This window comes from Vibrio sp. V08_P9A1T1 (assembly GCF_963874405.1).
Taxonomy (GTDB): Bacteria; Pseudomonadota; Gammaproteobacteria; order Enterobacterales; family Vibrionaceae; genus Vibrio; species Vibrio anguillarum.
Genome location: NZ_CAWNIB010000003.1, coordinates 1 through 12,922 on the forward strand (window position 1 = coordinate 1; position 12,922 = coordinate 12,922).

Annotated in this window: 14 protein-coding genes; 9 read left to right on the top strand and 5 right to left on the bottom strand. The window is 46.2% G+C overall.

Translation table 11 applies throughout. The features are described from left to right. Positions 1-137: 50S ribosomal protein L31 (gene rpmE / locus AACT21_RS00135; RefSeq protein ID WP_094164314.1), on the bottom strand; the 137-nt coding region annotated here is incomplete at its 3' end. Between the two features lie 268 nt (positions 138-405). On the opposite strand from rpmE, the gene priA reads away from it, so the two are divergent. From priA to rraA, 7 genes are all read left to right on the top strand, one after another. Further along, positions 406-2,607, top strand: a complete 2,202-nt coding sequence (priA, locus tag AACT21_RS00140) for a primosomal protein N' (protein ID WP_094164309.1) — start codon at positions 406-408, stop codon at positions 2,605-2,607. A 305-nt stretch (positions 2,608-2,912) separates the two neighbouring features. After that, a complete protein-coding gene (gene cytR, locus AACT21_RS00145) occupies positions 2,913-3,920 on the top strand; it encodes a DNA-binding transcriptional regulator CytR (protein ID WP_017043195.1) in 1,008 nt (335 codons plus the stop codon). A 102-nt stretch (positions 3,921-4,022) separates the two neighbouring features. Next, positions 4,023-4,565, top strand: coding sequence for an SPOR domain-containing protein (locus AACT21_RS00150; RefSeq protein ID WP_094164310.1), 543 nt, complete (start codon positions 4,023-4,025; stop codon positions 4,563-4,565). 120 nt (positions 4,566-4,685) lie between these two features. Beyond that, a complete protein-coding gene (gene hslV, locus AACT21_RS00155; protein WP_010317615.1) occupies positions 4,686-5,252 on the top strand; it encodes an ATP-dependent protease subunit HslV in 567 nt (188 codons plus the stop codon). 35 nt (positions 5,253-5,287) lie between these two features. Next, complete coding sequence (hslU, locus tag AACT21_RS00160) at positions 5,288-6,619, top strand: HslU--HslV peptidase ATPase subunit (protein ID WP_013855851.1); 1,332 nt, start codon at positions 5,288-5,290, stop codon at positions 6,617-6,619. Positions 6,620-6,741: 122 nt separating this feature from the next. Further along, a complete protein-coding gene (locus tag AACT21_RS00165; protein ID WP_017043197.1) occupies positions 6,742-7,659 on the top strand; it encodes a 1,4-dihydroxy-2-naphthoate polyprenyltransferase in 918 nt (305 codons plus the stop codon). A gap of 76 nt (positions 7,660-7,735) precedes the next feature. Further along, the gene (rraA, locus tag AACT21_RS00170) at positions 7,736-8,257 is read left to right on the top strand and encodes a ribonuclease E activity regulator RraA (protein ID WP_026027418.1); all 522 of its coding nucleotides are present in this window, start codon (positions 7,736-7,738) and stop codon (positions 8,255-8,257) included. 105 nt (positions 8,258-8,362) lie between these two features. Here rraA and AACT21_RS00175 read toward each other — a convergent pair whose 3' ends face one another. Both AACT21_RS00175 and tpiA read right to left on the bottom strand, forming a co-directional pair. Beyond that, positions 8,363-9,700 (bottom strand): MATE family efflux transporter, encoded by a 1,338-nt coding sequence (locus AACT21_RS00175; protein ID WP_094164311.1) that lies wholly within the window; start codon positions 9,698-9,700, stop codon positions 8,363-8,365. A gap of 147 nt (positions 9,701-9,847) precedes the next feature. Continuing rightward, positions 9,848-10,621: a triose-phosphate isomerase gene (gene tpiA, locus AACT21_RS00180; protein WP_094164312.1), complete on the bottom strand. Its 774-nt coding sequence runs from the start codon at positions 10,619-10,621 to the stop codon at positions 9,848-9,850. Positions 10,622-10,913: 292 nt separating this feature from the next. Between tpiA and AACT21_RS00185 the strand changes: the two genes are divergently transcribed. Next, positions 10,914-11,261 carry a 5-carboxymethyl-2-hydroxymuconate Delta-isomerase gene (locus AACT21_RS00185; protein WP_013855856.1) on the top strand — a complete coding sequence of 116 codons (348 nt, stop codon included), beginning with the start codon at positions 10,914-10,916 and terminating at the stop codon, positions 11,259-11,261. Between the two features lie 17 nt (positions 11,262-11,278). Further along, positions 11,279-11,704 (top strand): DUF805 domain-containing protein, encoded by a 426-nt coding sequence (locus AACT21_RS00190; RefSeq protein WP_176430224.1) that lies wholly within the window; start codon positions 11,279-11,281, stop codon positions 11,702-11,704. A gap of 76 nt (positions 11,705-11,780) precedes the next feature. Here AACT21_RS00190 and AACT21_RS00195 read toward each other — a convergent pair whose 3' ends face one another. Both AACT21_RS00195 and AACT21_RS00200 read right to left on the bottom strand, forming a co-directional pair. Next, positions 11,781-12,119, bottom strand: a complete 339-nt coding sequence (locus AACT21_RS00195; RefSeq protein WP_013855858.1) for a DUF3135 domain-containing protein — start codon at positions 12,117-12,119, stop codon at positions 11,781-11,783. Positions 12,120-12,235: 116 nt separating this feature from the next. Continuing rightward, a complete protein-coding gene (locus tag AACT21_RS00200; protein WP_017043200.1) occupies positions 12,236-12,853 on the bottom strand; it encodes a helix-turn-helix transcriptional regulator in 618 nt (205 codons plus the stop codon). Positions 12,854-12,922: the final 69 nt, after the last annotated feature.

Here is a 12,922-nt window from a genome sequence, read left to right on the forward strand (position 1 = left end):
GTGTAGAATGGGTGACATTTGTCACACACGTCTAGGTGGATAGAATCTTTGCCTAGCGTTGAGCTGAACTCGAAAGAGTTGCCGCAAGAACAAGTCGCGCTAACTGCTTTGTACTCTGGATGGATACCAGCTTTCATGGGATAACCTCAAATTGGGCCGCGTCGCTATCCGAATCGAAGCCGGACACCACACGTAGTTAATAAAAAAATGTTGATACCGCTGACTGCTTAACATCAAGCAAGAAGCCATATCATCAAGGCGCGATATATTAATGAATCCTCTTCAGTGGATCAAGCCATTTCGCCGCTATTTTCGCCACATTTTTGTCCAATGACGAAGCTCGAATTTCGGTGACGCATCCAGTAGACTGTCTTTTCACATTTTTTGTAGAACGAACGGTCGATTATGCGCCCCACCATTGCACGCGTTGCCTTACCTGTCCCATTGGATAAGCAGTTTGATTATCAGATCCCAAGTCATCTGTTTCCGATTGTTGGTGGACGAGTGTCGGTGCCATTTGGTCGGCAAACTCTGGTGGGTATCGTCACCGCTATAGTCAGTGAATCTGAGTTTTCAGTCGATCAATTAAAGCCGCTAAAAGCGGTGCTCGATAGCCAGCCAGTCTGGCCAGAGAAACTCTATCAATTGCTGTTGTGGTGTAGCCAATTTTATCAATACCCATTAGGAGACACGCTATTTAATGCCTTGCCTGGCGCATTACGCAAAGGGAAAGCGGCCGATTTTTCGACCTTAGTGGAGTGGCAACTGACGCCCAGTGGGCGCGATCAACTCATGCAAGGATTTGGGCGAGCGGTAAAGCAAGCCAAAGTGATGACGATGCTTGAGTCTGGCGCTGTGCCCCATCAACTGTTTATTGATGAAGGGGTAGGTAGCAGCGTACTCAAAACCTTACAAGAGAAAGGCTGGATAGAATCACTGGAAAAACGGCCGACACTGACGGCTTGGCCGCAAAATGTTGAAGCGGATGTGGAAAAGCCCAAGCTCAACCAAGAACAAGCGATCGCGATTGCTTCAATTAATAGCCATCACCATTTTGCATGCTATTTACTTGAAGGGGTCACCGGTTCAGGGAAAACCGAAGTTTATCTAAACTTAATCAAGCCCGTTTTAGAAAAAGGACGTCAGGCATTGGTACTGGTGCCTGAGATTGGTCTAACACCACAAACCATTAACCGCTTTCGTAAGCGATTTAATGTGCCAGTTGCCGTGGTCCACTCGGGGCTCAATGAAACCGAGCGCCTCAACGCGTGGTTAGCGGCGCGTGATAATATTGCGGGCATTATCATTGGTACTCGCTCAGCGCTGCTAACGCCTTTTGCAGACCTAGGTATCATCATTGTTGATGAAGAGCACGACGCTTCGTATAAACAGCAAGATAGCCTACGCTACCATGCAAGAGATGTTGCGGTAATGCGTGCAAACCTTGAGCAGATCCCGATTGTGCTTGGTTCTGCCACTCCAGCATTAGAAACGTTGCATAATGCATTGAGTGGCAAATATCATCACTTAAGCTTAACTCAGCGTGCGGGCGTAGCGGTTCCCACTAAAAACAAAGTGTTGGATGTGAAAGGCCTGTTTTTAGAGAGTGGTTTATCAGCGCCGCTGATTGCTGAGATGAGAAAACACCTCAGCGCTGGTAACCAAGTGATGCTGTTTCTCAATCGGCGCGGATTCTCGCCCGCGCTGATGTGCCATGAATGCGGTTGGATTGCCGAGTGCAAACGTTGCGATGCGTACTATACCTTTCACCAATACAGCAGTGACATGCGTTGTCACCATTGCGGCTCGCAACGTCCGGTGGTTCATCAGTGTCAAGGTTGTGGTTCCACTCAGTTGGTTACGGTTGGGGTAGGTACTGAGCAACTTGAAGCGCAACTGGCGCAGCTTTTCCCCGAATATAAAACGGTGCGTATTGATCGCGATAGTACGCGTCGTAAAGGCAGTTTAGAAAGTGCGTTATCATCGATTCGCCAAGGTGAGTATCAGATTTTAATTGGCACGCAGATGCTCGCTAAAGGGCACCATTTCCCCGATGTGACTTTAGTGGCGTTATTGGATGTGGATGGTTCGCTATACAGCAGTGATTTTCGCGCCGCCGAACGCTTGGCGCAGCTATTTACTCAAGTGGCAGGTCGAGCAGGGCGCGCTAGTAAACCCGGCGAAGTCATTTTACAAACGCATCACCCGGAACACAGTTTGCTGCAAGCATTGTTGCAAAAGGATTATCGTCATTTTGCAGAAACCGCGTTAGAAGAGCGGAAAATAGCGATGTTGCCGCCTTACACCTATCTCACTCTGTTTAAAGCGGAATCCAATCAAGCTTCGATGGTGGAAGAGTTTTTACGCCAAATTAGGCATACGTTAGAAGCGCATCCGTTATTTGATGATTCGTGCTTAGTATTAGGGCCAACCCCAGCACCATTGGCGAAAAGAGCGGGCAAATATCGCTGGCAGTTATTACTGCAAACTCAACATCGCTCCAAAATGCAAAAACTATTGATGAGTGCTAAGCCTGCGATTGGACTGTTACCATTAGCCAAGAAAATTCGCTGGTCGTTAGATATTGAACCGCAAGATCTCAGTTAAACCTCAGTAGCGTTTTCGATGAAATGAGATGTAACATATTGAAGCAATCGAATGCTAAAACGGTTACTGTTATTTTTGTCAGCCTATTTAATCCTCTCTAATGTGAGTGGCTTCACGCTTATTATGTAAAATTTGTTAATCTGACCGTAACTTTCTGGGTGGAAATGAATAGACTATCACTCATATATCCGCTGTGAATAACAGCTCAGCGTTCAAAATGGATAACCAGATTTTACAACCGGATTTTATAAACATAACAACGGGTGATTTCAGCCCAGTAACAACTTTTAAAGAGGTTAATTTCTATGGCGACAATGAAGGATGTTGCCCAGCTTGCAGGTGTATCAACCGCCACGGTATCTAGGGCGTTGATGAACCCTGAAAAAGTATCATCTTCAACGCGAAAGCGTGTCGAAGATGCTGTTTTGGAAGCTGGTTACTCACCAAATTCTCTCGCTCGCAACTTACGCCGTAATGAATCTAAAACCATTGTCGCTATCGTGCCTGATATTTGTGACCCTTACTTCACAGAGATCATTCGTGGTATCGAAGATGCGGCGATGGAACATGGTTATTTAGTACTGTTGGGTGATAGTGGTCAGCAGAAAAAGCGAGAAAGTTCGTTAGTTAACCTCGTATTTACTAAGCAGGCCGATGGCATGTTGTTGCTGGGAACGGATTTGCCGTTTGATGTTAGTAAGCCGGAGCAAAAAAACCTGCCACCTATGGTCATGGCATGTGAATTTGCGCCAGAACTTGAGTTGCCGACGGTACATATTGATAACCTTACTTCAGCGTTTGAAGCGGTGAACTATTTGACGCAGCTCGGGCACAAACGCATCGCGCAAATATCGGGGCCAGCAGAGGCCACGCTGTGTAAGTTCCGCCATCAAGGTTATCAACAAGCCTTACGCCGTGCAGGAATTACCATGAACCCTAATTATTGCACTTATGGTGATTTTACTTTTGAAGCTGGGGCTAAAGCACTGCGCCAATTATTGGCGTTATCTGAGCCACCCACAGCCATTTTTAGTCATAATGACAGTATGGCTATCGGTGTCATTAAGGAAGCCAAAAAATTGGGTTTACGCGTTCCACAAGATATTTCAGTGGTGGGATTTGATGATATTCAATTTGCGCTCTACTGCGATCCACCGTTAACGACCATCTCACAGCCGCGCTATGAGATAGGGCGTCAAGCGATGCTCATGATGCTCGATCTTCTTCGCGGTCAAGAGGTTGGCGCAGGTTCTCGACTATTAGAAACCAAGTTAGTGATTCGAGAAAGCGCAGCACCTCCTCGCTTGAGCTAACCACATGCAGCGCACTTTTGATGCGCTGCAACTCTTTCAACACTATTAAGTCGTTGGAAACTGCATTAACATTGGCACAAACCATCAACTTTTGAATTCTCTGTGGCTAATAAAGATTATGTAAGGCGCGGTCGTAGTCCGAAAAAGCCGACCCCGAAAAAAACAGCTCCACGTCGTAAACCTTGGCGTAGTGGCTTATTGGCACTGTTGCTCGTTTCCTGTTTTGGTTATGGGCTGTTCTTACTCAGCCGTGATCCTGAGCCGCCTCAAGCGGTTGTGGTTCCTACAAAACCAGTCGCAAAACCTAAGCCAGAGAAAGTGATCCCACCGCCTCCAGAGGAAAAATGGGATTACGTGGATAGCTTGCCGAAACGTGAAGTAGAAGTGGTAGCCAAAGAACAAAAAGTGTCTGAAATCCCTTATATCATGCAGTGTGGGGCGTACAAAACTTCGGCACAGGCTGAAAGCCGTAAACTTGATATCGCGTTTCAGGGTTTAAAAAGTGAAATCCGAAAAACGGAAGGCAGCAGTTGGTATCGCGTGGTATTAGGGCCATACAAATATAAGCGTGATGCGCAGCGTGACGAGCATAAATTACAACGCGCTAAAATTGAGCCGTGCGCCATTTGGACTGAACCACAATAAGAGCGATCACTCACCGCATCCAATCGATTCGCGGTGAGTGTTTTTTGTGACTTGAAATCTTCCCCAACCATCCTCATATATTTGCTAACTCCATCGTGAAAACAAATAAGAGGTCCTGTCGTGACTACCATCGTCTCTGTACGTCGTAATAATAAAGTTGTCATCGCCGGTGACGGACAAGTATCGCTCGGTAATACCGTAATGAAAGGCAACGCGCGCAAGGTTCGCCGTCTGTACAATAATCAAGTCTTGGCAGGGTTTGCAGGTGGCACAGCCGATGCGTTTACCTTGTTTGAGCGCTTTGAAAGTAAGCTGCAAATGCATCAAGGTCATCTTACTAAGGCCGCGGTTGAGCTGGCAAAAGATTGGCGTAGTGACCGAGCACTGCGTAAGCTAGAAGCGATTTTAGCGGTGGCTGATGAAACTGCATCGCTCATTATTACGGGCAATGGTGACGTCGTTCAACCAGAAAACGACCTGATTGCTATCGGTTCGGGTGGTAATTTTGCCCAAGCTGCGGCGACCGCATTATTAGAAAATACCGATTTAGATGCACGTGAAATCGCTGAAAAAGCACTAAAAATTGCGGGCGACATTTGCGTGTTTACCAACCATTTCCACACTATCGAAGAACTAGAAATACCGGCGGAATTGCTACTGCAACAAACAGTGACCACCGAAAAATAAAGACAGTGTTAGGGTAAAGAATTAAGGAAAATCTGATGTCTGAAATGACTCCACGTGAAATTGTTCACGAATTAAATCGCCATATTATTGGTCAAGATAAAGCCAAACGTTCGGTGGCGATTGCGCTGCGTAATCGCTGGCGTCGCATGCAGCTCGAAGAGAGCTTGCGCGCCGAAGTAACGCCGAAAAACATTTTGATGATTGGTCCAACTGGGGTGGGAAAAACGGAAATTGCTCGTCGTCTCGCCAAACTTGCCAACGCACCATTTATTAAAGTGGAAGCGACTAAATTTACCGAAGTGGGTTATGTTGGTAAAGAAGTGGAAACCATTATTCGCGATTTAACCGATGTCGCGGTAAAAATGACTCACCAGCAAGCGATGGAAAAAGTGCAATTTCGTGCGCAAGAGCAAGCAGAAGAGCGTATTTTAGATGCTTTATTGCCGCCAGCTCGTGATGCTTGGGGAGAGAATGAAAAGGGCGAAGAGAGCTCGAACACTCGCCAAATCTTCCGTAAAAAGTTGCGTGAAGGAAAGCTCGACGACAAAGAGATTGAAATCAATGTCGCTGTCCCTCAAATGGGGGTTGAAATTATGGCACCTCCAGGCATGGAAGAGATGACCAATCAGCTGCAAGGTTTGTTTCAGAACCTTGCAGGGGATACCAAGAAAAAACGCAAACTCAAAATCAAAGAGGCCTTCAAAGCTTTGACTGAGGAAGAAGCGGCAAAATTGGTCAATCAGGAAGAGCTGAAAGATCAAGCTATTTTTAATGTTGAAAATAACGGCATTGTCTTCATCGATGAGATTGACAAAATCTGTAAACGCGGCGAAAGCTCAGGTCCAGATGTGTCGCGTGAAGGGGTACAACGTGATTTGCTACCTTTGATTGAGGGCAGTACCGTCTCGACTAAGCACGGCATGGTTAAAACTGATCATATCCTCTTTATTACGTCGGGTGCATTCCAAGTGGCGAAGCCCTCTGATTTAATCCCCGAGTTGCAAGGCCGCTTGCCGATTCGCGTCGAACTTGAAGCATTATCGAGCCATGACTTTAAACGTATTTTGACTGAGCCGAAAGCCTCTCTGACCGAGCAGTATATTGCGCTGATGAAGACGGAAGAGGTGCACATTGAATTCACTGAAGATGGCATCACTCAAATTGCGGAAGCCGCGTGGAAAGTGAATGAAACCACGGAAAATATCGGCGCACGTCGCCTGCATACCGTGATGGAGCGTTTGATGGATGAAATCTCATTTGATGCAACAGAAAAGCCTGGCTCCTCAATGATTATCGATGCCGCCTATGTCAAGCAGCGCCTAGGTGAGTTAGTCGAGAATGAAGATTTGAGCCGCTTTATTCTTTAGCGGGTCGAATGGTCAGTACACTGTTTGTAGCCCGTCCAAAGTGACGGGCTTTTTATTGCCGTGTTATACTCGCCAGCAGAACAGTATATACTGACCCCTTTTTTGAACGGCAGTGACCTTGCATGAAGAATTCGCTCCATATCTGGCTTGATGCGGCCAGGCCTAAAACGCTCCCTCTCGCGCTAGTTTCTATTTTAACGGGCAGCGCGTTAGCTTTCTCATCGGGCCATTTTTCGTTGCCAGTAGCGCTGCTTGCTCTGCTTACCGCAACTTTATTACAAATCTTATCCAACCTTGCAAATGATTATGGTGATGCGGTCAAGGGTACGGATAATGAGGCTCGCTTAGGGCCAATCAGAGCGATTCAATCCGGTGCGGTGACGCTCGATGATATGAAGCAAGCGATGCTGATTAACATCACATTGACGGTTATCTCGGGTTTGGTGCTGATTTTTTATGCACTGGATAGCGTGCAAAGTATTCTGGCTTTTGTCGGGTTGGGCGTGCTCGCCATTGTGGCCGCGATTGCTTACACGGTCGGTAACAAACCCTACGGTTATGTCGGCTTAGGTGATTTATCCGTATTCATTTTCTTTGGTTTACTTGGGGTGTCTGGAACCTATTTCTTGCATACCGGCCATGTGGAACCGAGCCTGTTCTTACCCGCGTTAGGCTGTGGCTTATTGGCGGTCGCTGTGCTCAATGTCAACAATATGCGTGATATTGAAAATGATGCAGTTTGCGGTAAAAAAACCGTTGCCGTACGTCTTGGGCAAACGCGCGCCAAGCAATATCACTTTATGCTATTGGCGGGTGCGGTGATCGCTTTTGCTTGGTATTTGGTGATGCAAAGCAGCCCAACGTGGATCAGTTTGCCCTTTTTGTTGAGCATTGTGGTAGTGGTAAAACACAGTAAAGCGGTGTGGGTGAGTGATCAACCTGCGCAGATAGCACCTATGATGCCCGCTATCGTCAAATGTTCACTGATCACCAACTTGTTGTTTGTTGGAATTGTTATAGCTCAAACTCTGACGAGTTAATTGTCGCTTGTCATTGCAATGACTTAATGACCCTATATACTCGGTGAAGATAATTTTCGGCAAGAGAAGAACCATTATGGAATACAACACCTCTGCGTTATGTGATATTTATCTCGACCAAGTCGATGTGGTGGAGCCAATGTTTAGTAACTTTGGTGGAAGCGCATCCTTTGCTGGCCAGCTTACGACGATTAAATGTTTTGAAGATAATGGCTTAATCCGTGAAGTATTAGAGCAAGATGGGCTAGGACGGGTGCTGTTAATTGATGGTGGTGGTTCACTGCGCCGTGCGCTGATTGATGCAGAATTGGCCGCTCTTGCTGAAGAAAATGAGTGGGAAGGCATCGTTGTTTACGGTTGTGTCCGCGAAGTGGATGAACTCGAAGAGATGAGCATCGGCATTCAAGCGCTCGCCTCTATTCCTGTTGGAGCATCCAATCAAGGTATCGGTGAAGTGGATGTGCCTGTCAATTTTGGTGGCGTCACTTTCCTACCTGAAGATTATTTGTACGCTGATAATACGGGTATTATTTTATCTCCTGAGCCTTTAAATGTGGATATGGACTTAGATGATGACCTCGATGAGATTGAAGAGTAGTTTCTCGCGCTGAAGGGCGATGCTTCTAAGTGATAAAGCCAGCGTGAATGCTGGCTTTTTTATATTTAGTTCACCACGACGTGCTCAACCAGATAAATGGTAGCATTAGCGAAACAGGTAAGTTCGTTTTAGACGCAGGGCGTAGTAATAACCCAGCAGCCCACCTAAGGTATTGCCTGCGGCAATCCCGATAAACAGCCCTTCGACATCATAGAGATACGAACCTAACCACGCGGCAGGAAGAGTGAACACAAATAGCCGCATCACGCTCCACTGAAAGGCGCGCATGGGTTGATGCAATGCATTCAATCCAGAGACAAGCATCATCACAATGCCTTGAAAGCCATAGCTCAGTGGCACCACCAGCAAATAGTGCCACAATAGATCGCGCACCGAGGGCTCTTGAGAAAATAGGGCTGACAAAGGGATGCTCAGCGGTACCATCATCGCAAAAATCATCAATTGAAATACGATAGAAAAACGCATGCTGAGGAACAGGCCAGCAAAGCTACGCTCAATATTTTTTGCGCCGATGTTTTGTGCCATAAAGGGAGTCAGTGCTGAGGTTAGTGACATCAAGACCAAAATGAGTATCGACTCAATACGCTGCGCGGCGCCGTAAGCGGCTACTGCAGCCGTGCCATGACTGGCCAGCATCATCATTAATAGCGCGCCAGAGAGTGGATTCATTGCATTGGAGAGTGCCGCTGGTGTGCCCACTTTTAAAATCTGCTGCCAATCATGCCATAAAGTAGGAAAATACGGCCATGCCAATAATTTTTCTCTTTTGATTAAGACATATAGCGATCCACACAGTGCGCCTAACCAACTGAATGCACTGGCAATAGCAGCACCTTGGATTCCTAATTCAGGGAAAGGGCCATAACCAAAAATCAGCAGCGGATCGAGCAGACCGTTAATACAACCTGCGAGCATCATAATTTTAGCCGGTGTTTTGGTGTCACCCGTGGCTCGAATTGCGCTGTTACCAGCCATGGGAATAACGAGCAAAGGAATGGTCAAATACCAAACCTGCATGTATTGCTCAATCAAAGGGATTAAATCGTCAATGGCACCAAGCAGTAGGAAGAGTGGCTTAATGGTCAGTAACCCCAGAATTGAAGCGAATGTCACCAGCACCACAGCCAGCAACACGCCGTGACTAGAAAAACGCGCCGCATTTTTAGCGTCACCTTGACCGAGTAAGCGGCCAATACTCGTCGAAAGTCCAATACCAATTCCCATGGTGATGCAGTTGACCGCAAAGGTGACGGGAAAGGTAAAACTGATGGCGGCAAGAGATTCGGTGCCCAGCAGTGAGATAAAAAAGGTGTCGACCAAGTTAAACATCAAAATCGCGATCAAACCAAAAATCATTGGGATCGTCATTTGACTGAGCACATTTGGAATTGGGGCGGTTAATAGGCCGTGTTTATCGTGCATTACTGGCAACGTAGGTTAAGCAAAACGTTAGGATACTTGATTCTGGCGATCGCGACTATAGCTGCTGGGATGGGAAGTGTGACGCGAGTGAAGAAACAAAAAAGGCCAGCAAATGCTGACCTTCTTAACGATAATTAGTGTGAATAATTACGCTTTTTTCGCTTCAGCTGCTGCTTTTGCGATAGCTGCAAAGCTTTTCGCATCAAGTGCTGCGCCGCCAACTAGAGCACCATCAATGTCTGGTTGTGCGAAGTAAGCTGCTGCATTTTCAGGTTTTACAGAACCGCCGTATTGGATAATGACATTCTTCGCGACTGCTTCTGATTTTGCAGCAATGTGCGCGCGAATGGCAGCGTGAATACGTTGAGCATCATCTGCTGTTGCTGCTTTACCTGTGCCGATCGCCCAGATTGGTTCGTAAGCGATGATCGCGCCTTCTAGCGCTTCAACACCTTGAGTGTTGATCACAGCGTCAAGTTGACGTGCACATACGGCTACTGTTTCGCCAGCTTCGTTTTGTGCTTCAGATTCACCGATACAAAGTACTGGTGTTAGGCCATTTTCTTTTAGGAATGCAAATTTTTGCGCCACAAATTCATCGGATTCGTTGTGGTATTCACGACGCTCAGAGTGACCAATGATGATGTGTGTTGCACCGAATTCTTTCAGCATTGCTGGAGACATATCGCCAGTGAATGCGCCACTGTTGTGTACGTCGCTGTTTTGGGCACCCAGAATGATCGCGCTACCCGCATCGGTCAGAGTGCGCTCTGCTAGGTCAATAAAAAGTGCTGGTGGAGCAACGGCTACGTCAACACCCGTTACGCCTTCAAGCTCTGCATTCAGACCATTTAGCAGCTCAACAACCATCTCTTTGCTGCCGTTTAGTTTCCAGTTACCCATAACTACAGGATGACGCATAGGAATATCTCCATTATCTATCAAAGTTAAAATGAATGAATGTCAAAAATAAACGTGATTGCGAAAGAATATAACAGATAAAATCGGTCAGATCATGATTCGAGTCATGACTTTATGGGATCTTAAGCAATGCGTGACACCCCTTATCAGTGATCAGATAGACAGAATAGCCGATAATGGCTCGGATTTTACGAGATTAATTGCTATTAGTGGCTGTTAAAAGAAAAGCTAGTGATACCAATAAGGCTCACCAGTGTTGAAATTTGATCATGAATGAAGAAAAGGAATTCGTATGCCCAACCTTGTTATGGAATACTCGAACTCTGTGGATGAACGTGTGAATGTTCAAGGGTTATTGGAAGATCTTCACCAAGTCGCACTTCGCTGCGGATTATTTGACGCTGACTCAGTGAAATCACGGGCGCTACGCTGCCACCATTGGTGCATTGGTGAAGAGGGCGACAGTGTTGATTTTATTCACCTCAGCTTTGATTTACTGTCAGGGCGGACACCTGAACAAAAAAGAGAGTTGTCACGTCAATTAATGACGGTATTGCAACAGCAAGCTAGTCAAGTCAGGAGTCTGACCGTGAATGTGCGTGATATGGATAAAGATTGCTTCCAAAAGGTTGTAAATTAACCATTTTAGGTAACAAGATGTCGATTAAAGAACTGCTATTTTCATTTCAAGGACGCATCGGGCGCAAAGTATTTTGGATGTGGAATCTCTGTTATTACGCGTCCATTATGGGCTTCGCACTCGCTGCAAACCAAATATTTCCTGCCTATACGCACCTGATCTTGCCGCTGTTTTTGCTAGTGGTGTTACTGCCTGATTTGGCCATCACGGTAAAACGTTGGCATGACAGAGATAAGTCTGCTTGGTGGTTATTGCTTAATGTCCCCTTGGTGATAGGCCGTATGAGTATGCCTTTTGCTAGTGCCGAGATTGCCACTCAAGCCAGTATGACAGAGTCATTGGTATCACTGATCGCACTGGTTTGTGGCTCATGGATTTTAGTCGAATGTGGTTTTATGAAGGGAACGCAAAGCCGCAACCGCTACGGACCTGAACCTGAGTAAACTTGATAGAAAAAAATTGATGAAACAACAGGAGGCCAATGCCTCCTGTTGTTTTAAAAAGCTTCAAATAGCGAGGTTAACGCCAGTCGCTGTGGCGCGGCACAAATGGAATGATGGTCGCGCTCGGTTGAGTGCGCGCCGATTCGCCATCTAAGGCATTTCTAAATTTCATCATCTGTTCGCCGAGCTCACGCATCAGCATAACATTAGCATGGACAGGGTTTTTGCATTGGCTCACCACCAAGTCAATGTGACTTTGCTGAGCCCATAACCTGTCTTGCATGTTGTTGGAAGAGGAGAGGATCATCTCTTCACAGATATCTTTTTTCAGTTGCGTAAAGGCATCTGGATTATGTTTGGCAAGTTCAACCAACTCATCAAAAGAAGGTAAGGCCTGTTTTTGAGGGGGCTCCATATCTTTCTCCTTTACACTATTTCTCTGTTGATTATTTTATCAACACAATGAAAGCATAACCGATCAATAAGGTAGGAGTTGGAACGAAATCGCCATTTCTTACTAATGAGACGATCTTAGCGTGGTGTGATTTGATAACGGCAGCGACGCTCACCCATAATGATGTGTTCGCTCCGTTCAACTACATATTGCTCACCGATCAACGTTTGGAAAATATTAAGTTCAGATTGGCACAGGTTAGGGCAGCGTGCAGCAGCTTTACAGATAGGGCAATGGTTCTCAATTAAAGTGTAACCGTTCGTTGATGGTATGAGCTCTGCCATATAGCCTTCTTGCTCACGAAGCGTCACTAGCTTAGCTAGTTTTTCTTCTAAACTGTGGCAATCAATTAATGCTTGTTGATACTGTGCTAATGTGTGAGCTTCACGCTCTGCCGCCACTTTGGCTAGTCCTTCTTTACCAAAAAGGTGCTCAACAGCATCAATCACTTGGATGATCAACTCGCCATGCCGATCAGCAAATTGGTCGTGGCCTTGTTGTGTCAAAGACCAGTGTCGAGTAGGGCGTCCGACTTTTACTTTGACATCATGAAACGCCACAATGCCATCATCTTCCAAACTTTGTAGGTGCTGGCGAGCCCCCATGGTAGTAATTCCTAGGTCGTCGGCCAGTCGTTTAGCGGTTACCGCTCCATCGCGTTTGATGGTTTGAAGTATTCGGTCAATGGTTTTCATCGCATTCCTCTGTTTGCCTTATCTATTATGAAGAAGCAGCTTAATAAAGCAAATTATTGACTATACAGG

Excerpts from the sequence above, each read along its gene's own strand:
- priA (WP_094164309.1), top strand. The coding sequence starts at position 406 with ATGCGCCCCACCATTGCACGCGTTGCCTTACCTGTCCCATTGGATAAG.
- cytR (WP_017043195.1), top strand. The coding sequence starts at position 2,913 with ATGGCGACAATGAAGGATGTTGCCCAGCTTGCAGGTGTATCAACCGCC.
- hslU (WP_013855851.1), top strand. The coding sequence starts at position 5,288 with ATGTCTGAAATGACTCCACGTGAAATTGTTCACGAATTAAATCGCCAT.
- AACT21_RS00165 (WP_017043197.1), top strand. The coding sequence starts at position 6,742 with ATGAAGAATTCGCTCCATATCTGGCTTGATGCGGCCAGGCCTAAAACG.
- rraA (WP_026027418.1), top strand. The coding sequence starts at position 7,736 with ATGGAATACAACACCTCTGCGTTATGTGATATTTATCTCGACCAAGTC.
- AACT21_RS00175 (WP_094164311.1), bottom strand. The coding sequence starts at position 9,700 with ATGCACGATAAACACGGCCTATTAACCGCCCCAATTCCAAATGTGCTC.
- tpiA (WP_094164312.1), bottom strand. The coding sequence starts at position 10,621 with ATGCGTCATCCTGTAGTTATGGGTAACTGGAAACTAAACGGCAGCAAA.
- AACT21_RS00185 (WP_013855856.1), top strand. The coding sequence starts at position 10,914 with ATGCCCAACCTTGTTATGGAATACTCGAACTCTGTGGATGAACGTGTG.
- AACT21_RS00190 (WP_176430224.1), top strand. The coding sequence starts at position 11,279 with ATGTCGATTAAAGAACTGCTATTTTCATTTCAAGGACGCATCGGGCGC.
- AACT21_RS00195 (WP_013855858.1), bottom strand. The coding sequence starts at position 12,119 with ATGGAGCCCCCTCAAAAACAGGCCTTACCTTCTTTTGATGAGTTGGTT.
- AACT21_RS00200 (WP_017043200.1), bottom strand. The coding sequence starts at position 12,853 with ATGAAAACCATTGACCGAATACTTCAAACCATCAAACGCGATGGAGCG.